The organism is Enterococcus sp. AZ129 (assembly GCF_051714505.1).
GTDB classification, from domain to species: domain Bacteria; phylum Bacillota; class Bacilli; order Lactobacillales; family Enterococcaceae; genus Enterococcus; species Enterococcus faecalis.
Genome location: NZ_JBIORY010000001.1, coordinates 2,050,512 through 2,072,955 on the forward strand (window position 1 = coordinate 2,050,512; position 22,444 = coordinate 2,072,955).

Annotated in this window: 21 protein-coding genes, 1 pseudogene, 1 riboswitch and 1 other annotated feature; of the genes and pseudogenes, 1 reads left to right on the forward strand and 21 read right to left on the reverse strand. The window is 37.5% G+C overall.

What is annotated here, in order from left to right; genetic code table 11:
* Window positions 1-23 precede the first annotated feature (23 nt).
* The 17 genes and pseudogenes from IGJ90_RS10035 to IGJ90_RS10115 form a co-directional block, all read right to left on the reverse strand.
* The gene (locus IGJ90_RS10035; RefSeq protein ID WP_002356697.1) at window positions 24-527 is read right to left on the reverse strand and encodes a ComE operon protein 2; all 504 of its coding nucleotides are present in this window, start codon (window positions 525-527) and stop codon (window positions 24-26) included.
* 122 nt (window positions 528-649) lie between these two features.
* Window positions 650-1,327: a helix-hairpin-helix domain-containing protein gene (locus tag IGJ90_RS10040; protein WP_025186661.1), complete on the reverse strand. Its 678-nt coding sequence runs from the start codon at window positions 1,325-1,327 to the stop codon at window positions 650-652.
* 62 nt (window positions 1,328-1,389) lie between these two features.
* Window positions 1,390-2,460: a SepM family pheromone-processing serine protease gene (locus IGJ90_RS10045; protein WP_025186662.1), complete on the reverse strand. Its 1,071-nt coding sequence runs from the start codon at window positions 2,458-2,460 to the stop codon at window positions 1,390-1,392.
* On the reverse strand, window positions 2,447-2,938 hold the full coding sequence (gene coaD, locus IGJ90_RS10050; protein WP_002356693.1) for a pantetheine-phosphate adenylyltransferase: 492 nt from the start codon (window positions 2,936-2,938) through the stop codon (window positions 2,447-2,449). The genes IGJ90_RS10045 and coaD overlap by 14 nt, the downstream gene beginning before the upstream one ends.
* Before the next feature lies 1 nt (window position 2,939).
* Window positions 2,940-3,533, reverse strand: coding sequence for a 16S rRNA (guanine(966)-N(2))-methyltransferase RsmD (rsmD, locus tag IGJ90_RS10055; RefSeq protein WP_002414371.1), 594 nt, complete (start codon window positions 3,531-3,533; stop codon window positions 2,940-2,942).
* Window positions 3,534-3,592: 59 nt separating this feature from the next.
* Window positions 3,593-3,943, reverse strand: a complete 351-nt coding sequence (locus IGJ90_RS10060) for a YlbG family protein (protein WP_002359714.1) — start codon at window positions 3,941-3,943, stop codon at window positions 3,593-3,595.
* Window positions 3,933-4,367: a YlbF family regulator gene (locus tag IGJ90_RS10065; protein WP_002356689.1), complete on the reverse strand. Its 435-nt coding sequence runs from the start codon at window positions 4,365-4,367 to the stop codon at window positions 3,933-3,935. Before IGJ90_RS10065 ends, IGJ90_RS10060 begins: the two co-directional genes overlap by 11 nt.
* Window positions 4,364-5,488: a CAP-associated domain-containing protein gene (locus IGJ90_RS10070; protein ID WP_002367076.1), complete on the reverse strand. Its 1,125-nt coding sequence runs from the start codon at window positions 5,486-5,488 to the stop codon at window positions 4,364-4,366. The genes IGJ90_RS10065 and IGJ90_RS10070 overlap by 4 nt, the downstream gene beginning before the upstream one ends.
* A gap of 16 nt (window positions 5,489-5,504) precedes the next feature.
* Window positions 5,505-8,933, reverse strand: a complete 3,429-nt coding sequence (locus tag IGJ90_RS10075; RefSeq protein WP_002359712.1) for a pyruvate carboxylase — start codon at window positions 8,931-8,933, stop codon at window positions 5,505-5,507.
* A gap of 32 nt (window positions 8,934-8,965) precedes the next feature.
* Entirely contained in the window at window positions 8,966-10,174 is a 1,209-nt protein-coding gene (locus IGJ90_RS10080) for an FtsW/RodA/SpoVE family cell cycle protein (protein WP_002356686.1), read from the reverse strand.
* Between the two features lie 3 nt (window positions 10,175-10,177).
* Window positions 10,178-10,483 carry a YlaN family protein gene (locus IGJ90_RS10085; protein WP_002356684.1) on the reverse strand — a complete coding sequence of 102 codons (306 nt, stop codon included), beginning with the start codon at window positions 10,481-10,483 and terminating at the stop codon, window positions 10,178-10,180.
* 226 nt (window positions 10,484-10,709) lie between these two features.
* Window positions 10,710-12,479: a DNA helicase RecQ gene (recQ, locus tag IGJ90_RS10090; protein WP_002367077.1), complete on the reverse strand. Its 1,770-nt coding sequence runs from the start codon at window positions 12,477-12,479 to the stop codon at window positions 10,710-10,712.
* A gap of 317 nt (window positions 12,480-12,796) precedes the next feature.
* Entirely contained in the window at window positions 12,797-14,632 is a 1,836-nt protein-coding gene (typA, locus tag IGJ90_RS10095; RefSeq protein WP_002356682.1) for a translational GTPase TypA, read from the reverse strand.
* A gap of 220 nt (window positions 14,633-14,852) precedes the next feature.
* Window positions 14,853-15,635, reverse strand: a complete 783-nt coding sequence (locus tag IGJ90_RS10100) for an inositol monophosphatase family protein (RefSeq protein WP_002359710.1) — start codon at window positions 15,633-15,635, stop codon at window positions 14,853-14,855.
* Entirely contained in the window at window positions 15,636-15,914 is a 279-nt protein-coding gene (locus tag IGJ90_RS10105) for a UPF0223 family protein (protein WP_002356679.1), read from the reverse strand.
* A 49-nt stretch (window positions 15,915-15,963) separates the two neighbouring features.
* On the reverse strand, window positions 15,964-17,229 hold the full coding sequence (locus IGJ90_RS10110) for a voltage-gated chloride channel family protein (RefSeq protein WP_002367078.1): 1,266 nt from the start codon (window positions 17,227-17,229) through the stop codon (window positions 15,964-15,966).
* A gap of 76 nt (window positions 17,230-17,305) precedes the next feature.
* Window positions 17,306-17,375: riboswitch (Fluoride riboswitch) on the reverse strand.
* A 64-nt stretch (window positions 17,376-17,439) separates the two neighbouring features.
* Window positions 17,440-17,762, reverse strand: a pseudogene (locus tag IGJ90_RS10115) (hypothetical protein).
* Window positions 17,763-17,856: 94 nt separating this feature from the next.
* Between IGJ90_RS10115 and IGJ90_RS10120 the strand changes: the two are divergent.
* Window positions 17,857-18,189, forward strand: coding sequence for a helix-turn-helix domain-containing protein (locus IGJ90_RS10120; protein WP_002356667.1), 333 nt, complete (start codon window positions 17,857-17,859; stop codon window positions 18,187-18,189).
* A gap of 81 nt (window positions 18,190-18,270) precedes the next feature.
* Here the strand turns inward: IGJ90_RS10120 and IGJ90_RS10125 are convergent, their stop codons facing one another.
* The 4 genes from IGJ90_RS10125 to rimI all read right to left on the reverse strand — a co-directional run bounded on the left by IGJ90_RS10125 (window position 18,271) and on the right by rimI (window position 22,443).
* A complete protein-coding gene (locus IGJ90_RS10125; RefSeq protein ID WP_002356666.1) occupies window positions 18,271-18,771 on the reverse strand; it encodes an HD domain-containing protein in 501 nt (166 codons plus the stop codon).
* Between the two features lie 155 nt (window positions 18,772-18,926).
* Window positions 18,927-20,618: an arginine--tRNA ligase gene (gene argS, locus IGJ90_RS10130; protein ID WP_002367081.1), complete on the reverse strand. Its 1,692-nt coding sequence runs from the start codon at window positions 20,616-20,618 to the stop codon at window positions 18,927-18,929.
* A 71-nt stretch (window positions 20,619-20,689) separates the two neighbouring features.
* Window positions 20,690-20,893: a binding site (T-box leader), on the reverse strand.
* A 42-nt stretch (window positions 20,894-20,935) separates the two neighbouring features.
* A complete protein-coding gene (gene tsaD, locus IGJ90_RS10135) occupies window positions 20,936-21,982 on the reverse strand; it encodes a tRNA (adenosine(37)-N6)-threonylcarbamoyltransferase complex transferase subunit TsaD (RefSeq protein WP_002367082.1) in 1,047 nt (348 codons plus the stop codon).
* Window positions 21,979-22,443, reverse strand: a complete 465-nt coding sequence (rimI, locus tag IGJ90_RS10140) for a ribosomal protein S18-alanine N-acetyltransferase (RefSeq protein WP_002359702.1) — start codon at window positions 22,441-22,443, stop codon at window positions 21,979-21,981. The genes tsaD and rimI overlap by 4 nt, the downstream gene beginning before the upstream one ends.
* Window position 22,444: the final 1 nt, after the last annotated feature.

The window sequence follows — 22,444 nt, forward strand, 5'->3', positions numbered from 1 at the left end:
TCAGCAGAGCTACGAAGAACCAATTATTCCTCAGCTGAGGAAGGATTGTCCTCAAGTGTGGCAAATTCTTCTCCCCATTGTAATTCGGCAAAATATTTTGGTACTAAAGTCACTTTTTCAACCGTGGCTCCTACTTGTTCAATTAAATTTAGGGCGTACGCATCATTACGGTAATCCTTTAAATAATAAATCTTTTTAATCCCTGCTTGTAAAATCATCTTTGTACATTGCAGGCAAGGGAAATGTGTCACATAAATTTCTGCCCCTTCTGTAGGGACGCCAAACTTCGCACATTGTAAAATTGCATTCATTTCTGCGTGGATTGTTCGAACGCAATGATTATCAACAACATAACATCCTTCATCAATACAATGCGTTCCGCCACTGACTGAACCATTGTAACCTCCTGCAATAATTCGTTTGTCGCGAACAATGGTTGCTCCGACAGTTAACCGTGTGCAAGTACTTCTTAATGATAATAAGACGCTTTGTCCCATAAAATATTGGTCCCATGGAATTCGTTCCATAATAAACCTCCTTTATTTTTAATGACTCCTGTGTTCGATTTGCCAAATCATTTAATCTTATTACAAATAGTATGTTATCCGCATCCCATAGTCAAGAATTCTCAGGAATTTTCTGTTAAAAGTTAGCCAGTCACTGTCAACATGTCTTTTAAACGTTCTACTGTTTTCTCTCCAATACCTGGAACATTTTTCAGTTCCTCGACGGTTTTAAACGGTCCTTGTTCGTCACGAAATCGAATAATCTCTTGTGCTTTTTTCGCACCGATTCCTGAAATCGTTTGTAGCTCTGCTTCTGTTGCCGTATTAAGGTTGATCTTTTCCTCCTGATTTTGCTGAGCAGGTGCTGATTCCTGCAGCGTTTCTAATGACTGTGCCACTGATTCTCCTTTTTTGGGCACGTAAATAATCATTTGATCTTTTACTTTTTGAGCGTAATTGACCTGAACGGTATCTGCTTCCTCGCTAACACCTCCAGCTAAAGCTAAAGCATCCCAAATCCGCTGCTGATTTTTTAGTTGATAGATTCCTGGTACTTTCACTGCGCCTTTAATATCAACATAGATCATTGTTTCTGCCCTTTCTTTTGTGGCATCTGTGGCGACCTCTGCCGTAGTGGTCAGACTTGTCTCCTCCCACATTGTGGTGTCTACTCGTGGCTCCTTATTAACCATCAAATAAATGCCCACTAATAGAGTTATCAAAATAACTATAGACGCGCCACTACCTAGCAATAGCCACTTTTTGGGTAACTGTTTCAACCAATCCATCGTTTGTCCTCCCTTCAAAATATAATTACGCATTTTTTAACAAAAAAATGCGCCTGGACCAAAAATCACTAGTAATTTTTGGCCCAGGCACACTTTTATTTTAATTTTTCTAGATAGTTCAAGGCATCTTGAACCGTTTTTACTGGGACAATTTTCATTTTTGTCCCAATTTTTTTCGCAGCTTCTTGTGCTTCTTGATAATTCGATTTGATTTTTGGCTCAACTTTTTTCATTTCTGAAGTTATTTCATCATCGGGTGCAAAGAAAATTTCTGCGCCGTTCTCACTGGCAGTTACAACTTTTTTGTCAATGCCACCGATTCTACCAACGATTCCTTGACTGTTCATCGTACCCGTTCCAGCAATTTCATGACCTTTTCGTAAATCTTTATGACTTAATTGTTCATAGGTCTGCAAAGTAAACATTAAACCAGCCGATGGTCCACCAATATCACCCGCTTCAATAGATACTGGGATAGAAGAATCAATTTCTGTATGGTCAGTCAAACCAATACCAATCCCCGCTTTTTTATCTGTTGGCAATTCAATTAATTTACCGGTCGCTTCTTTTGCTTTACCATCTTGAATAAATTGAACAGTGACTTTTTGATTCACTTTTTGTGCTTTAATGTAATTCATTAATTCTTCACTACTTTTAAAAGATTTACCATCCACGCCTGTCACGGTATCACCAACTTCAATTTTTCCTTTAAAACTTGAGTTGTCTTCCATCGCTAACACATAGACGCCTTTAAATTTCATCTCATATGGAACCTTCGCTAATTTTAAGGCTTGCTCAATTGCGGCGTTTTTTGAGGAATCCATATAATATTGTTGAATTCGATTATATTCGCTATTACTACTATCTCCCATTAATTCTTTTTTTGACATGACTTCTTGAAAATCCGAAAAGTTTGCTTTTATGGCAGAAAAAATAGTGGCCGAACGAATGCCCACCGTTGTTAAATAAAAAGCACCTGACTGCGTATCTTTTTTTCCATCAACAGTTACAAACTCTTTTAAATTTTCTGTCGTTCCTGGTCCTTCAATATAATAAGGAATTGGGACGATAAACAAACCAATTAGCAGCAATGTCAATACCATTGGAATGAGTGATTTAAACGAAAATTTTTCTGTTTTTTTATTCATTATTTTAGCTCCAGTCATTCTTCTTTTGTTTTAACGCATGATAAATATTGGGAGGAAGATAGTCAGACACATCGCCTCCAAAACGTAAAACTTCTTTTAGTAAACTGGAGCTTACATGTGCATATGGTTCTTCTGCTAATAGAAAAACCGTTTCAATTTCTGGCGCCAGATGTTGATTCATTTTAGCAATGTCTTTCTCGTACTCGTAGTCTTTGACGTTTCTAATGCCACGAATCAAAAAATTAGCCCCTAATGATTTTGCACTTTCCACAGTTAACTGGGTTTCTTGCATGATAACACGCACATTTGGCATTTCTTTAGTTGCTTCTTCAATTAAATATTTTTTCTCTTCTGGCGTAAATAATGTTTGCTTACTTGTATTTATAAAAACGCCAATGATGACTTCGTCAAATAACTTCGCACTGCGTTCAATCAAATTTAAATGACCATTTGTCATCGGATCAAAACTTCCGGGAAATAGAGCAATTTTACGCATCTTACGCCTCCTGACGATAAATCGTTACTTGAGTGATTCCGTAAACGGTTTCTCTTGTTTTTTCTAGTGTACCAATCGTTTCCGGTAATTTGACAGTTTTATCTGTTTCACAAACGATAACGGCTTCGTTTGTTAATAACTGCCGTTCTAACATCTTTTCTAATTGTGAAACAATTTCTTGTTTGGCATAGGGCGGATCCAATAAGACCAAATCAAATTGTAGCTTCTCTTCATAAAACTGTTCTAAGGCACGATTAGCATCCATTTTTCTAACTTCAAATTTTTCTGGTTCTTTTGTAATCGCAATATTTTCTTTAATTACTTTTAGTGCAGCAAAATTCTTTTCAATACAAATACTTTTGTCCATTCCACGAGAAACGGCTTCAATCGCTAACCCGCCACTTCCTGAATATAAATCCAGCGCCATTCCACCATCGAAATATGGACCAATCATATTAAAAATAGATTCTTTTACTTTATCTGTTGTAGGCCTAGTATTGTCGCCATCTAACGCTTTCAGGCGCCGGCCACCATATTCTCCAGAAATAACACGCATTGTTTCGACTCCTTTATCAATCATTCTTTTATAATTCATTATAACAAAAAGAGTGAAAAATGTTTGAAATTTCTCATAACATTTCTCACTCTTTTGCATTAGACATTCTCTGCTAAGCGAATCTCTGTAGATAATTCCTCTACTACATAGCCGTCGTCTTCTTGTTCTTGATAAGCCGCTTTGGTACCAATTTTTTCAGCAAAATTCATTTCGACATCTGGTCGATACGATTTATCGACACTACGAACAAAATGTAACTGATTAATTTTTTCCATGTTACTTTCAATATTTTCTTCATTCATGTAAATCACCACATATTTCATTTTTCGTGAAACATAGTGAATCAGTCCATATCGGCGTAACTGTTTTAACGGTTTTAATGTGTATACCCAAACAATTAGGCAACGACGCTCTTGAAGCGTAAATTCTTTTTCTTCTTTAGCTTGCATGGCAGCTTCCTCCACAACCTGAATGTTTCTTTCCTCGTTCAAAGAAAGGATTTCCAGCATCTACTTTAATATCTTCAGAAATTAGTTGCGCAATCTTTAAACCAATTGTATCTAGCAACGTTTGAACGTTTGTCTCAGCAAAACGATAATTTGCAACGATTTCATTTAAATCAAGCGCCCGCTTCGCTTTACGTAGGGCTCGTTGTTTCTCCCGAAAATCGGGTGCATGAATTCCATAAGCCTCTACTCGTTCAAAGGCTGACTTAGCTTCTAAAAATGCTTTTTGTAACTGAGCAACTTCCGCCGAAGCATACATAGCTTTTTTTGTTTCTTTATAGTTTTGAACAGCATCACTTTCTAAAAGTGCTGAAATTAAGCATTCTGTTTGATCTTCAATTGCAAATAAATGTTCTGTCACAATCATAACTTTTCACTACTCTCCGTGATTTGCCTATTTTCTGGTCGTTTCTCTAATAAGACTAACACACCTTCATTGGAAAAGGCAACGCCCAATTCTGTCGTTTCTGACTCAGCAAAATAGCTATCATATTGCGGGTCCGAAAACCATGACAAAATAGTAAAGGTACTATCATAAACAGGTTCTTGGAAAATACCTGCTGGTTCTCTCAACGAAAGTTTGCTCGTTTTAACTAATAAAGAAAATTCGTCCTTAGTCAAATGAAAGGGATGAATGGCTGTATGTTCCTCTCTCGTTTGTAACAATTCTGCTTGTCGATTTGCCGACAAAATTGTTGGTGTATGGTTAGCCAGCGTTTGATACAATGTTTGGGCATCTTTTTGGCTTTGTGTAGAAACTGAAAAAGCAGCTTGATTTTCTTGCTGTTTAACCAGATTCATGACATAAATCGCTTGGTTACTTTGAACAGGATCGAAGGTCATTGACTGCGTTATATCAACTGGCAAAGGAGAACCTTCATTTAATTGATACGGCATTTCCGTGAGCAACGTTTCTTTATTGACATAATTAACTGCCATTAAACCGCCCGTCCGCTGATTAAAAAATAACACCGCAAAACTGCCATTATCAAAAGCAACCAGTGGTCGATAGTTCATATCTTCTTCCATCAGCTCGACATCGTAAGCTTCATGATGAAAATTAAATGCAAAATTCGAATAAATCGTCATTAAATCAGACAAGTCAGCAAGCTTCATATCTATTTTAAACGGTTCTATCATTTTGTCATTGTTAAAGGCCTTAATTGCGATGACTTTATTTTCTCGAACGTTGACTTCTAAGTAATCATTCATCGTCAAACCGAACGTCCATAATTCATACGTACGACCTGTTTTAATTTTTTCTTTAGGATTGCCAAACTGGCGGATAAAGATTTCCACATCTTTCCCTATGTATGCTGCGTAGCCAGAAGCTGGCAATTCTTCATGAGGAACAGCGGTGTGAGCGCTGGATAAGCGCCCACTTTGAGCTGTTTCGGTTGGTTTTTCAGCAGGGAAAAAAACTGGCTCTAAATATCCAATGAGTAGAACTGTTAAAAAAACAGCAGTAAAGGCCCAAAATCGCTTCATTTTTTCCCCTCTCATCTTATTTTTCTTTCACTTCTAATAACAAATCACCTGAGCTGATTGCTTCGCCTTCTTCAACATAAATGTGATCTACCGTGCCCGCAAAACGTGCTTCGATAGTCGTTTCCATTTTCATGGCTTCTGTAATCAGCAACGGCTGACCTTTTTCTACTTTATCGCCACGTTTGACCAATACTTGTAGAACAGAACCAGACATCGTTGCGCCGATTTGTTCTTTATTAGTTGGTTCCGCCTTTTGTTTTACTTGAACAGCAGACTTAATAGAGGCATCTTTAACTAAAACCTCACGACGTTGCCCATTCAAATTGAAGAACAAGACACGGTTTCCGTCAATATCAGGTTCGCCAATTTCATCTAAACGAATAATTAACGTTTTTCCTCGTTCAATTTGAACTTCCAATGTCTCTCCTTGACGAATACCATTAAAGAATGTTGGCGTATCTAATAAGGTTATATCTCCAAAGGTTTCGTATTTTTGACGATACTCTAAAAATACTTGTGGATACATTAAATAACTTAAAACTTCTTCCAATTTAGGTTGATACCCAATTTTTTCGGCTAATTCTTCTTGTACTTTCGCAAAATCAACAGGTGCTGCTAAGTCACCTGGCCGCTCTGTGAAGGCTGGTCGACCTTTTAGAATAATTCGTTGCAGCTCTTTCGGGAACCCACCAACTGGTTGACCTAAATCACCTTGGAAAAAAGTCACAACGGATTCAGGAAAACTTAGTTCTTCACCACGCGCATAAACATCTTGTTCTGTCAGATTATTTTGAACCATGAAGAGTGCCATGTCTCCCACGACTTTTGAAGATGGTGTCACTTTTACAATATCGCCAAACATCAAATTCACTGTGTGATACATTTTTTTGATTTCATCCCAACGGTGCCCTAAGCCTACCGCTTTTGCTTGCTGCTGCAGATTAGAGTATTGACCACCAGGCATTTCATGCATATAGACTTCTGTTTGCGGGGCATTTAAGCCATTTTCAAATGGTTGATAATACATGCGCACATCTTCCCAATAATGATTGATTTTCTGTGCATTATCAATGTTAATAGTTGGCGTCCGTTCACCATTGACTAAAGCATAATATAGACTGTTCATACTTGGCTGGCTAGTTGCGCCACTCATCGCACTCATTGCGACGTCAACAATATCAACGCCCGCTTTAGTAGCTGCTGAATATGTGATGATCCCATTGCCACTAGTGTCGTGAGTGTGGAGATGAATTGGTAAATCCGTGGCTGCCTTTAATTCACTAATTAAACGATAAGCAGCTTGTGGTTTCAATAAGCCAGCCATATCTTTAATCGCAATGATTTGTGCCCCTAAATTTTCCAATTCTTTAGCCATATCAAGGTAATATTGAACATTATATTTTGCTCGGGCTGGATCATTGATGTCCCCAGTATAACAAATTGCTGCTTCCGCAATTTTTCCGGTATCCCGAACGACTTGAATACTTTTTTCCATTTGAGGAATCCAGTTTAAGCTATCAAAAATTCGGAAAACATCGACTCCTTGGCGAGCGGATTCTTTAATAAATTCTTCAATAACATTATCAGGATAATTTTGATAGCCTACCGCATTAGATCCTCTGAACAGCATTTGTAAAAGTGTGTTTGGCATCAACTGACGAATTTTTCTTAAACGTTGCCATGGGTCTTCGGTTAAGAAGCGATAGGCAACATCGAACGTAGCGCCACCCCACATTTCACTAGAAAACAGCTCAGGCAGGGCTGCATCAGTTAGACCAGCAATTGCTTTAAAATCTTGTGTTCTCACACGAGTAGCTAATAAACTTTGGTGCGCATCACGGAACGTGGTATCTGTCATTAACACACTTTCTTGATTCTTAACCCAATCGATGACGGCGGTTGCTCCTTGAGCGTCTAGAATATTTTTAGCTGTGATCACTTTTTCTGGAACTTCAATATCTGTCGGCACGCGCGGGGCTTCAAAATATTTTTTCTCCGTTCGTTCAATGCCAGGGAACCCATTGACCGTTACTTCTCCAATGTATTTCATCGTTTTATTGCCACGATCGCGCATACGAGGAAATTCAAATAATTCAGGTGTATTATCAATAAAGGTTGTTTTGGCTTCGCCAGATTGAAACGCTGGATAGCTCACAACATTTTGTAAAAACGGAATATTTGTTTTCACGCCACGAATCCGAAATTCTTTTAAGCAGCGTTGCATTTTACTGATTGCCTGTTCAAAAGAGAAACCATGCGTACAGACTTTAACCAATAAAGAATCAAAGTAGGGCGTCACAGCGTAGCCAGAATAAGCATTCCCTACATCTAAACGTACACCAAAACCACCTGGTGAACGATACGTATCGATTTTCCCTGTGTCTGGCATAAACTGGTTCAGGGGATCTTCAGTCGTAATCCGACATTGAATAGCCGCGCCTTTTAATGTCAATTCGTTTTGTTTTGGCAAATGCATATCTTTATGCAAATCAAGCCCTTGCGCAATTTGTAATTGAGAGATCACAATATCAATATCTGTAATCATTTCTGTGATAGTATGTTCTACCTGAACACGAGGATTCACTTCAATAAAATAAAACTGATCCCCTTCTACTAAAAACTCAACCGTTCCCGCATTCACGTAGCCGACATGCGCCATTAACTGCACAGCAGCCGAACAAATGGCTGCTCGTTGTTCTTCATTCATTGATACACATGGTGCGACTTCTACCACTTTTTGGTGGCGTCGTTGAACGGAACAATCACGTTCAAATAAATGCAAGACATTCCCATGATGATCGCCTAAAATTTGTACTTCGATATGTTTAGGATTAGAAATATACTTTTCAACATAAACCTCGTCAGAACCAAAGGCTGCTTTCGCTTCACTCTTTGCTCTTTCGTAACCTTCTCGTGCTTCTTTGGCATCGTGGGCAACGCGCATCCCGCGACCGCCGCCACCTAAAGCAGCTTTAATCATGATAGGAAAGCCATGCGTTTCACCAAAAGCTACGACCTCTTCCACCGTTGCTACTGGCCCGTCTGAGCCTGGAATCGAAGCAATCCCCGCAGCTACAGCTGCTTCTTTCGCTTTAATTTTATCGCCAAAAATATCTAAATGATGTGTTTTAGGTCCGACAAAAATGATTCCTTCTTCTTCACAACGTTCGGCGAAGCGTAAGTTCTCAGATAAAAAGCCATAACCAGGATGAATGGCATCTGCTCCCGATTTTTTGGCAATTTGGATAATATTTTCAATGTCTAAATAGGCTTCAATTGGTTTTTTCCCCTTACCAACTAAATACGCTTCATCTGCTTTGAAACGATGAACAGAATACTCATCTTCTGCAGCATAAATCGCTACTGTCTGGATATCTAATTCTGTACAAGCTCTAAAAATTCGAATCGCAATTTCGCCACGATTGGCAACTAATACCTTTTTCATAACGTCACTCCTACCATCAATTTCCTTCAAATTTATTGGTTCTGTTCTAAAGATAAATAGTACTCATTTTCTAATTTCTGACGTGTTTCATCTGCACTGATATTCAGGACAAAGGCTACAGCAATCGAAATAATCAGCAAACTATTCCCACCTTGACTCAAGAACGGGAAAGTAATTCCTGTTAATGGAATAATCCCAGTAATCCCACCAACATTAATAAAGACTTGAATTAATAACATTGTACCAATTCCAATACACATTAGTGAATTAAAAGGTTTCTTCGAGCGTACACCGACTAAAATAATTCGCGCAATCATAAACATCAACAATCCTAAAATCGCTAGACCGCCGATAATGCCTAACTCTTCTAAAGTAATCGCAAAGATAAAGTCCGTATGTGCTTCTGGTAAAAAGCCTTTTTTCTGAACACTATTCCCTAGACCTTTGCCAAACCAGCCGCCATTACTGATTGCATAATAAGAATTAGCTAACTGATGGCCTAAGTTCCGTTCATCTAAAAATGGATTTTTAAAAACAGCAAAACGATTATAAATATATTGATAACGCGCTGGGAAAATTTTTCCTTTAGACATAATTAATAACTGAATAGCCGTGATACTACCTAAAATGCCCAAGCCACCGACCAAGTAGGTATACATATAATTAATCCCACTTGCTAAAACCATCACGATGGTAATTAATGTTAGAATGGCCGCATTCCCGAAGTCAGGCTGGATTGCAACTAGAGCAATTAATACAAAAACGAGCATCAACGGTCGCCCGGCAGCTTGTTTAAATTGATCCATGCCTCCATTAATTGTCTTTTGTCGCCGTGCTAAAATATAAGACAGATACCAGACAACCATAATTTTTAAATACTCAGCTGGTTGCATCGAAAACCCACCAATCTCAATCCAACCACGTGCGCCGTTAATTTCTTTCCCGATACCAGGAATCCGAACGGCTAAAACCATAACCGTAATTACTGCAATGGCAAACATGATAAAACTTCGATTCTGGAAAACGGATGTTTTCATCTTATAAATAAAAAACATTGCAACTAACCCTACTACCCAAAAGGCAACCTGGTTAATAACGAATGAGGTAGGTGAAAAACCTTTCATTACTTGTAATGCGGATGTGGAACTATATACCATAATCAATCCCACGATACTTAAAATTAAATATGGAATAAAAATACTATAGTCTAGCAAATGCCGTTTCTTTACTTTGTTTGGCAAAGCTTAACCCTCCTTGCCAATCTCGTTTTTTTCTTGTGTTTCTTCATAAACATCTGTATATAATTGATTCAATTCGCGTTCTAAATCACTTAGTAAGCGATGTCCTTCATCATTAGTTAAAATCCCCAAACGGGTCGCATAGGTCACTTGTCTTGAAAAACCATACATTTGTGTATCCACCACTTCTTCAAATGCTTTACATTGAGAAATGCACAAACTGTTTTTTTGATTACGAATAAGCATTTTAATGCGTTCTGCATCGTCTTCTAATAATTGAATGGCAAATTTCTTTGAAATTCCTTCGTCCATTTGTACAGAACCTCCCTATCTTAATTAAATAATTATAACATAATTCTCAGTTAGATACATGATGATTTAAGAAAATTTCCTTTAAGAAATTTTCTGAAACCAAGCGATATATTAAGTAAGAAATCTCTTTATATAACAAGCTTATTTTATCAATACAACAACAAATACATTAAAAGACTTTTTCCTTATTTTCTGCTTTTAATTTTAAATAAAATAACAAACTATATCATTTTTTTGTCTCTTGATATTCTTTAATTACTTCTAAAAAGGCGGTGCCATATTTATCTAATTTATTTTGGCCGACCCCTTTTATTTGCAATAATTGAATCGTTGTTTGCGGTAATTTTTCACACATTTCTTTAAGTGTACTATCGGAAAAGACTACATATGGCGGTACGCCTGCCTCTTGAGCCATGTCCATACGTAATTCGCGCAATCGTTCAAACAAGGCATCATTCACTGCTACTTTTCGAACTTTTTGGTCTTCTTTTCGGAAGACCTTCCGTTCCCCTAAGAGCACCTGAACACCTTCTGTCGAGACTGATAACAACGGGAATTGCCCATCAGAAGGAATTAAATAACGTTCTGCTGTCAAATAATCAATCAGCTGTGTGACTTCTTTTTGCGTACGACCTTTCATTAGTCCGTATGTTGGCAAACGATCAAAATGCCATTGATCAATTTTTTGATCTTTTGAGCCAGTCAAGACTTTACCAACTAAGCCCTTACCGAAACGTTCTCCCATACGTTTTACACAAGACAAGACTTTTTGGGCATCGACCGTAATATCGACTAATTCTCGATTATCCAGACAATTCGAGCAGCGACCGCAGTCCGTCCCTTCTTCACCAAAATAGCGTAAAATATATTTTTGTAAACACATTTGTGCATTCGCATATTGTGACATTTCCCGTAATTTCAAGTACTCTTTCTGCTTATAATCAATGGTCATTTCAGATTGTTCAATAAAGTATTGTTGAATTTGCAAGTCTTGTGGAGCAAACATTAACACAGCATCACTAGGCAGACCGTCACGACCAGCTCGGCCGGCTTCTTGGTAATAAGATTCAATATTCCCTGGTACTTGTGCGTGAATGACAAAACGAACATTACTCTTATTAATCCCCATACCAAAGGCATTTGTTGCTACCATCACTTGCACTTGATCATACAAGAATGCTTCTTGATTTTCACTACGTAACTGTTCACTCATGCCCCCATGATACATCCCAGCTGCAATTTTTTTACTTTCTAATAAATGATAAATTCGTTCAACTTCCTTCCGCGTGCTTGCATAAATAATACCTGATTGTCCAGTATTCATCTTTAAATATTCCAAAAGAAAAACGTCTCTATTTTGATCTTTCACGACTTGAAAAGATAAATTTTCTCGAGCGAATCCTGTTTTGATTTCATTTTCTGATGGAATTCTTAATTGCTTGACAATATCCTCCGCTACTTGTGGCGTTGCTGTAGCTGTTAGTGCAATCACAGTTGGTTGCTGTTGAAATTGATCGATAATCTCTGCTAAACGCAAATAGCTTGGACGAAAATCATGCCCCCATTGTGAAATACAGTGTGCCTCATCTACTGCCAATAAATCAATCGGTACATGTGTCAGCATCTGTTGAAAATCATAAGATTCTAATCGCTCTGGCGCAACATACAATAGCTTGACTTCTTTGTTAACCGCTAATTGAATACGATGATTCATCTCTTGATAGGAAATGGTACTATTGATATATGTAGCTGGAATCCCCATTAAATTCAGGGCGTCTACTTGATCTTTCATTAAAGAAATTAATGGTGAAATCACCAATGTTAAATTATCCAGAAGTAAGGCTGGCAACTGATAACAAATCGATTTGCCTCCACCTGTTGGCATAATGCCTAAGACATTTTCTTGTCGCAATACATGACGAATAATCGTTTCTTGTCCTGGCCGAAAATCATCATAGCCAAATGTATCTTTTAATAATTCTTGTAATGCACTCATTTATTGCGCTCCAATCTTTGTTCTACAAGTCATTTTAACACGCTAATCTAACAGGAACAAGGTGTGTTAAAACAAGACACAATCGTGAAACACCAGTTAACGTGAAACATCAAAAAGAATGAAAAATTGTGAAAGCTTGCTATCAAAAGCTTTCAAAAATAACGACATTTGCTTGTTGTGGATAACGAGTAGTTATCCACACATAAAAAATATCCTTATCTTAAAAAAACGCATTAATCCGTTTTTTTCATAAAAAAAACCAACTATTTTCGTAGTAAAACGAGCATAGTTGGTTTAAATGTTTATTTGTCGAAAAATTATTCAGCTTTTTTCTTTTTCTTGCTTGCTTTTTCGCGTTCATTTTTGTTAAGAATTTGTTTTCTTAAACGGATGCTTTCTGGTGTTACTTCACAGTATTCATCTTCATTCAAGAATTCTAATGATTCTTCTAACGTTAATTTTTTCGGTTTTTTAATGACTGATGTTTGGTCTTTCGTTGCCGAACGAACGTTAGTCATTTGTTTAGCTTTTGTGATGTTCACAGTTAAATCGTTGTCGCGGTTGTTTTCCCCAACAATCATTCCTTCGTAAACTTCTGTCGTTGGTTCAACGAAAACTGTACCACGTTCTTCAATACTCATGATTGAGTAAGTCGTTGCTTTACCAGTATCGATTGAAACTAGTGCACCTTGATGACGGCCACCAATCGTTCCTTGAATCATTGGTAAGTATTGATCGAAGGTGTGGTTCATAATACCATAACCACGAGTCATTGATAAGAATTCTGTTGAATAACCAATTAAGCCACGAGCTGGTGCTAAGAAGATTAAACGCATTTGTCCGTTACCGGCATTAATCATATCTTGCATTTCGCCTTTACGTAAACTTAGTGATTCAATCACGCTACCCATGTATTCTTCAGGTGTGTCAATTTGAACACGTTCAAATGGTTCACATTTAACCCCATCAATTTCACGTTCAATAACTTCTGGACGAGAAACTTGTAATTCATAGCCTTCACGACGCATGTTTTCAATTAAAATTGATAAATGCAATTCGCCACGGCCTGATACAGTCCAAGAATCTGGGCCAATTGGATCAACACGTAAAGATACGTCTGTTTGTAATTCAGCCATTAAACGTTCTTCGATTTTACGAGCGGTGATGTATTTTCCTTCACGTCCCGCAAATGGAGAATTGTTAACTAAGAAAGTCATTTGTAAGGTTGGCTCATCAATGTGTAGAATTGGTAATGCTTCTTGATTATGAACATCTACAACTGTTTCCCCAACGAAAATGTCTTCCATTCCAGAAACGGCAATTAAATCGCCCGCTTTTGCTTCATCAATTTCCACACGTTGTAAGCCAAAGAAACCTAAAATTTTCGTTACACGGAAATTTTTCACGCTGCCATCTAATTTCATCAACGCAACTTGGTCGCCGACTTTCATTGTGCCACGAAACACACGGCCAATCCCAATACGTCCAACGTAATCGTTGTAGTCTAGTAATGAGACTTGGAATTGAAGTGGTTCGTCTGAATTGTCAACTGGAGCTGGCACATGTTCAATAATTTTATCAAAAATTGGGGCCATTGTTGGCTCTTGATCTGCTGGATCATCTGATTCACTTGAAGTTCCGTTTAAAGCAGAAGCATAAACAACTGGGAAATCTAATTGATCGTCGTCTGCGCCTAATTCGATGAATAACTCTAAAACTTCATCTACTACGTGTTCAGGACGAGCAGAAGGTTTGTCAATTTTGTTAACAACCACGATTGGTGTTACTTTTTGTTCTAATGCTTTTTTCAATACGAAACGTGTTTGAGGCATTGTTCCTTCATACGCATCGACAACTAAAACAACACCGTCTACCATTTTCATGATACGTTCTACTTCACCACCGAAGTCCGCGTGTCCTGGTGTATCTAGAATGTTGATACGTGTACCGTTATAATCTACGGCTGTATTTTTTGCTAAGATAGTAATTCCACGTTCACTTTCAAGTGCATTGGAATCCATTGCACGTTCTTGTAATTGTGTATGCCCATCTAAAGTGTCAGATTGTTTTAAAAGTTCATCTACTAAGGTTGTTTTACCATGGTCAACGTGGGCGATAATTGCCACGTTACGAATATCATCTCTGTATTTCAATTTAATTGCTCCTTATCTATATACGCTTATGTTACTTAAGTCCATAAAAGCCGACTGCTTATTATAGCAAACTTTTTTCATTAAAAAAAGGCTTTCGCCTGCAAAAATAATGAAAGTTTTAGAAATTATTCGGCTTTTTCTGAAAACAAGGACATTTTTTTACAAATTTTTCTCTTTTAAAAGAGGAAGAGCCTTACCTTTCAGCAACGCTCTTCTTGGATTATTCCGATTCATTTAAATATCGGGTAAATACTTCATCATAGGTTTCAGGAGTTGCTGCAATAAAGTATTCACGGCCATCAAAAGTTAATGGTTTTCCTGTAATACCAGAGTATTTAAACCCAAATTCTTCCAAAAGTACTAAGCCTGCTGCATAATCCCAAGGACTTAGATTAGATAAATAGCCATGATGGTTGCCTTTTAACATGGCAATAATTTCCAAACCTGCACAACCGCTAATACGCACGCCCATACTTGCTTGTCCGATTTCCGTTGCGTGATGAATATTTTTTCCATGCATGTAAGCATTCATGCCCCATAATCCATCTGCCAAGGCTTTCATAGTAGGCGCTTTTAATAATTGATTATTCCGATAAACGCCAAGCCCTTTGCCGCCCCAATAAAGTTCTTCTCGCATCACATCATAGATAAAACCTAATTTACCAATGCCGTCTTCATAAACAGCTAACATAATACAAAAATTTTCTCTTTCCATCACGAAATTCATTGTGCCATCAATCGGATCGATGATCCACACGCGACCAGCAAAACTTTTTAAAGTATTGTAGCCTTTTTCTTCCCCTAAAATTTGATCTTCGGGAAAATTTGTTTGAATTTTATTCATTAAAAATTCTTGGGTTTGTTCATCCATATTTGTCACTAAATCGGTGCGGCCATTTTTCTGTTGAACGGTTAACTCTGATTCCAAGTTCATTCGAATCACATCGGCTGCTTCAAAAAGCCAACTTTGAATTGTTTGAACAAATTTTTGCGTTTCAGTCATCTAATCATCCCCCAGCTTTAATTTACCGCTTCCCTGTTTTTTAGCTTGTTGAAGCGTACGATATAACGAATATCCTGAAGCATTTTCAAATTCACGACCTAAGCGTTTTTCTTCGCCGATACTTTTAACGACCGTTTTAAATTGTTGATAAGTTGTTAAAAATTTGTCAACAGGCAAGCCTGTTTCGTTGGCTTGCTCAACTGCTGTCCACATATTAGTGACAATCACCATTTCCTCTGTCGTCCAATCTAAATCTAATGGATATTGATAGTCTTTCATGTCTTCACCTCATCTTCTCTAGTTTAGCATATTTTCATAAAAAAACATCTTATTTACGTCGATTTTTTAATGCAGTAAAGAGAGGATATTCTGCTGTTCCTTTGCGATACAAACTTTGTTGTGAAGCATAAATACCGCTATTTCCTGAACACATAAAACTGATTAAGCAGACCATGAAAAAATAGACCGCCGCTTCACTACCAAATAGTTCAATGCCCATAATGAAACAAGCAATCGGCGTGTTCGTGGCGCCAGAAAAAACACCAATAAATCCTAAACCTGCTAAAAAAGGAATTGACAGATGTAACAAAGGGGCCAAAGAACTCCCTAACGTAGCCCCAATTTCAAACAATGGCGTCACTTCTCCTCCTTGGAATCCGGCACCCAAGGATAACACCGTAAAGAATAATTTCCCAACAAAATCAAAAGGCTGCGCATTGCCTGCAAATGCATCTTCTAATAAAGGTAAACTCAAGCCTAAATAACGTTGGTTGTTTAAGACGAGCACAAACAGAACGACAATGGCAGCGCCAAGAAACGCACGAAGGTAGACATTAGCAAACCAATTTGCGTAGGTCTTTTTTAAAAAGACAATGGAACGACTAAAAACCCAACCTGCCAAACCAAAACAAATCGATGCCAAAAATAATTTTACAAATAGATCAACCGACCAAGTCGGAATTTTGCCCATCGGATAATGCGTATGTGTTACACCAAAACTTTCAGTCACAAAATTAGCAAATAAGCCTGCAAAAAAACTTGGGAAAAGTGCCTCTGCACGAACTTTTCCAATCGCCAAAACTTCTAATCCGAAAACCGTTCCCGCTAATGGTGTGCCAAAAACAGAACTAAAACCTGCACTAATTCCGCTAATAATAATTACTTGTCGTTCCAAAGCGGACAGTTTAAAGACTTTTCCTACAGCATTTGCGATTGCGCCCCCCATTTGCACCGCCGTCCCTTCACGACCAACAGAACCACCAAATAAGTGCGTAGTAATCGTGCCAAACAATGTTAAAGGAATTAAGCGCAAGGGAATATCTTCTTCCCCGCCATTGCCTTGTTCAATCACTAAGTTATTTCCTCGGCTAGCATTTTTCCCAAAACGCGTATAGAAATACGTAAAAACGACACCGCTAATGGGGAGGATAAAGAGTAACCAAGGGTTTGCTAAACGAACATCTGTTACATAGGTAAGACTCTTTAAGAAAAAGGCGGATAACGTCCCCATAAATAAACCAATAATTGCGGTAATGAGCAACCATTTTGCCATATAACCGCCGATTGATAGTAGTTGCTTTGTTTCTTTTTTCACTTTACATGCTCCTTTACAATTTTCTTATCGCCAATCCTAGCGTACAGAAAAAGCCTACCAAAGGGTACACTTCTCCCGTTTGGTAGGCGTCATTAATTTATTCGTCCAATAAATAGTTCGTGGTGAACACCATCACCATGTTGCTATTAAACTATTAAAAATAATACCACGCAACTCTGGAAAGTGCAATAGAAGAATAACTCATTACCTTTAACAACCTCCACGTGTCTTTTTAGACACTAGTTCATTAAAAAAAATAACCATGATTTCTTCGCTTTCCAGATCTAACAACTTAGAAATCAATTTAATATCTGAAGCTTTAAATACAACCTCTCCTTTTAATTTCTTATAAATTGTTGAAGCTGAGATTGGTTGACCTGCAGCGGTCATTTCACTTGCTAACCATTCAACATTTTTCCCTTTTAATTTCAATTTTGAATGAATTAAATTTGATTCCATTTTACTCCCCCTTTTCACCCTTTTAGTGTCTTATTAGACACTGGAAGTATATCATTTTGTGAAAAAACCGTCAATATATGCCTATTCAATAGTTATTTATCACTCTATGTATAGAGTAAAACATGTTTCTTTTGCGACACTTTTTGTGCTAGAATGTTTTTTACGGAGGTGGTTTTTTTGAAAGAAAATTTTTTGAAGCAAAAAAGGATGGAGAAAAATCTTACATTAGAACAAGTTGGAAATTTTGTTGGTGTTGGAAAAAGTACCGTCAGGAAATGGGAAACTGGAATGATTGAAAATATGGGGAGGGATAAAATTGTCGCCTTATCTAAAATTTTAGATGTATCACCTCTTGAAATCTTAGGTATTCCTGAAACGGAAGAAACGCCATTTGTTGTCCCAACCAATATTATGAACATATACAAACAGTTAACAACTGAAAATCAAGAAGCAGTCTTTCGATACGCTCAAAAGAAATTAACAGAACAAAATTACTTTTAATATTTATTTTAAATAGATGAATGCTAGACTTTTTAGTCAACGTCAAACAAAAAAAGCTTATCCGTAAGGATAAGCTTTTTATTAGATTGACTGTTGGCCAAAATACTGACGCCATTTGGTTTTCATGGCTGTCGTCATCGGCAACGCTGCTTCTTTTACAGCACAATATTTGTCAACAAAGGTTACAATGTAACTTTCTTTGTATTTTGGTGGTGCAATAGTTGCGCCCCACATATGTTTAATAATAATGTCTCGTTCTAAATCAGACAACTCTGTAATTTTTTCAGCATTTTTGGCTGCAATTCGTGGATGAACATAGGCATGAGAGCCTTCGTCAAACTTTGTTGTGCGCCAATCATAGTAAAACAAATCATGCAATAAACCAGCACGAGCTGTTGCACGAGCATTGCCGTTCCAACGCTTTGCTAATTTATAGCTATGATAGGAAACACTAATTGAATGTTCTAAACGAGTTGAATGCATATGTTGTGTGTATTCTGCTAATTTTTGGACTTCTTCGGTTGCTAATAAATCTTCTACATAAGAAAGATATTCTTCGTCTTCACGCCATTTTTCTGTCATATAATTGGGTGCCACCTTTTCTAATCCTTTTATAACTTGACTCGAGTATAGCACCCCAGCTATTTAATTACTATGAATTTCTCAATCTGTAACTTAACTTTAATATTTGCTTAATAAGTTTAGCGTTCAACGCAGTAAAATTTTCACAAAAACTTCTACATTTCTTCTGGTGCATGTAACCCTAGTAAACGTAAATCTTCTTTTAGAACAGTAGCTACTGCATAAACTAACGCTAAGCGTGCCTCTTTTTGAGCATCTTCATCCAAAATCCGAACATGGGCATAATATTTATTGAACGCTTGTGCTAAATGAATGCTATGTTTCGCAATAACAGATGGTTCATATTTTTCAGCAGCTTGCATCACAGTTTCAGGGAATTTTTGTAACAACTTCACGACTTCCCAGCTATCCTTGTCATTTAGTGCATAACGTTGTGTAGCGTCTGGTGTAAAGTTTGCTTTACGTAAAATACTCATCGCACGAGCATGCGTATATTGAACATATGGGCCAGTTTCGCCTTCAAAACGAACAACTTCATCTAATACAAAATCGAAATTATTTAGACGATCATTTTTAAGGTCATGGAAAATGACTGCACCTACACCTACTTGTTTCGCCACTTCTTCACGATTTGCTAAGTCTGGGTTTTTCTCGTTAATTTGATTTCCTGCTAAAGTAACGGCTTCGTTCAATACTTCTTCTAATAAAACAATTTTCCCTTTACGTGTGGATAATTTTTTACCGCCTTGAGTAATTAAACCAAACGGAATGTGTTCCATATCATCTGACCAGTCAAACCCTAGTTCTTTCAAGACTGCTTTTAATTGTTTGAAGTGATTGCTTTGTTCGTTACCAACTACATAAAGTGATTTGGCAAAATCATACGTCCGTTTACGGTAAAGCGCAGCAGCTAAATCCCGTGTGATATATAACGTCGCACCATCTGATTTACGAATAAGTGCTGGATTTAAATTATATTCTGTCAAATCAACAATTTCTGCACCTTGATTTTCTGTTAATAAATGTTTTTCTTCTAATAAAGTAACAATTTCATCCATTTTATCATTATAAAAGGCTTCGCCATTGTATGAATCAAATTCAACTTCTAACATGGAATAGATTTTATCAAATTCTTTTAGAGACTCGCTACGGAACCATTTCCATAATTCATTAGCTTCTTGGTCTCCTTCTTCTAATTTTTTAAACCAGGCACGTGCTTCGTCTTCTAATTCTGGTTTTTCTTCTGCTTCTTCATGAAATTGCACATATAAGCGCAATAATTCATTAATTGGCTGTTGGCGGACTGCTTCTTCAGAACCCCATTTTTTATAAGCTACAATTAACTTACCAAACTGTGTACCCCAGTCACCTAAGTGGTTAATCCGAATTGGCTGATACCCAATTTTTTCTAAAATAAAGGCAATTGAATTCCCGATTACCGTAGAACGTAAGTGCCCCATAGAAATTGGTTTAGCAATGTTTGGTGAAGACATATCAATAGGAACATTGCCATTATTGCCAAAGGTACTGTTTCCGTAGTTATTTTTTTCTTTGACTACTGCGCCAATAACAGCTTGACTGACTGCTTCTTTATTCATGAAAAAGTTTAAATAAGGTCCTACCACTTCAATTTTTTCAAAATTTGTGCCATCAATTTTTTCTGCTAATTCTGCTGCAATTTGTTGTGGTGCTTTACGATAAATTTTAGCTAATGAAAAGGCTGGAAAAGCCACATCTCCATGATCAACAGATTTAGGATTTTCCAATAATTGTTCGATTTGATCCATCGTTAATTCTTCATTTAAAACATCATGTAACGCTTTTGCTACGATTTCTTTGTTGTTCATAAGAACCCTCCTGATTAATTTGTAAGTATAAAAAACAAAAACGTCTCTGACAAAACAAAATAATTTGTTTTGTCAGAGACGAGAATTTACCCGCGGTACCACTCTAATTGTCTATACTACTTGGATAGACCTGCTTCATCGATAACGGTGATTGCCGTCTGCTTTCAGCAGAATTCTAAAAGTGCGCTTCCTCATTCCGATCACTCTTGGCTCCCACCTTCCCAAGATCGCTAAGCTGACGTTGAAATAAGTACTCTCTTTATCATCGAATGTCATTGTTAAACTGGCTTCATTATAGCAAATTTTTGTCTAGCTGGCTAGCCTTCTTCACTAATTGTCATAAAACTAACGCCAGGTTCTGCATTTAAGTTATACGAAGCAAAGTGATTCTTTTCAGCTTCGATAAAGGCGGCAGCGCCAATCATCGCCGCGTTATCCCCACAAAGTTTTAATGGCGGAATAAGTAATGTCACTTCTGGTAATTGTTCACTGATTGCATGTCTCATTGCTTCTCGTAATCCTTGATTCGCAGCAACGCCCCCAGCAATTAGCAATTGTTTAACAGGATATTCTTGACAAGCACGAATGGTTTTAGTCACTAATACTTCTACCACACTCGCCTGAAAACTTGCGGCTAAATCCTTTGTAGACAGTACTTCACCACGTTGCTCTGCATTATGAACCGTGTTAATAAACGCACTTTTTAAGCCACTAAAACTAAAGTCATAGTTATCCTCTTTTAGCATCGCCCGTGGAAATTGATAGGTATCTGTGCCTTCATGGGCCAAAGCATCAATCTCTTTGCCACTAGGATAAGGCAACCCTAACACACGTCCGACTTTATCATACGCTTCACCAGCTGCATCATCACGTGTTTCACCAACAATTTCGAAAGAACCATCTTCTTTCATGTAGACCAATTCCGTATGTCCTCCACTAACAAGTAAGGCCATCAATGGAAATTCGAGCGGTGCCACAAAACGGGCAGCATAAATGTGCCCAGCCATATGATTGACTGGAATAAGCGGTAATTGGTGCGCCCAAGCAAATGCTTTTGCTGCAGAAAGTCCTATTAATAAAGCACCGACTAACCCAGGCCCATAGGTCACAGCAATGCCACTAAGCTCTTCAGGTGTGACTTTTGCTTCTGTTAATGCTTCTTCAATACAGATTGTCACTTGTTCGACATGATGACGACTCGCAACTTCTGGAACGACTCCGCCAAAACGTTGATGGCTCTTAATTTGCGAAGCAACGATATTGGAAAGAATTTTGTCGCCATCTTCAATGACAGCCACACTTGTTTCATCACAGCTACTTTCCACAGCTAATAATAATTTACGTTCTTTTGTAAAAATTGTCATTGGGCTTCCTTCCTTAATTTCGCACACATTACAAAGGCATTTTCTTGAGGTTCTTTATAATAATTTTTTCGAACAGCTACTTTCCGAAAACCTGTTTTCTCATAAAGTTTTTGAGCTAGTGTATTCGATTCTCTGACCTCTAAGAAAATTTGTGTAATGTCACGACTTTTAACATATTCTTTAAAAGCTTTCATTAATTGACAACCAATTCCTTGGTGTTGTTTCTGACCATTCACAACAACGTGACTAATTTCTGCTTCATCTAAAATAAAATGATAGGCAATATAACCTAACCACTGGCCATTTTCAACTAAAAAAAGATATTCGCTATTTTCCTGAGCAAAATCTTCCGCGAATTGTGTTTCTGTCCAAGGGGAGCCAGTTGTATAAGAAGAATTACTAAAACGCCATAATTCTTCACCAATATTTGCTACAGATATTTCTTTTTTTGTTACTAACATT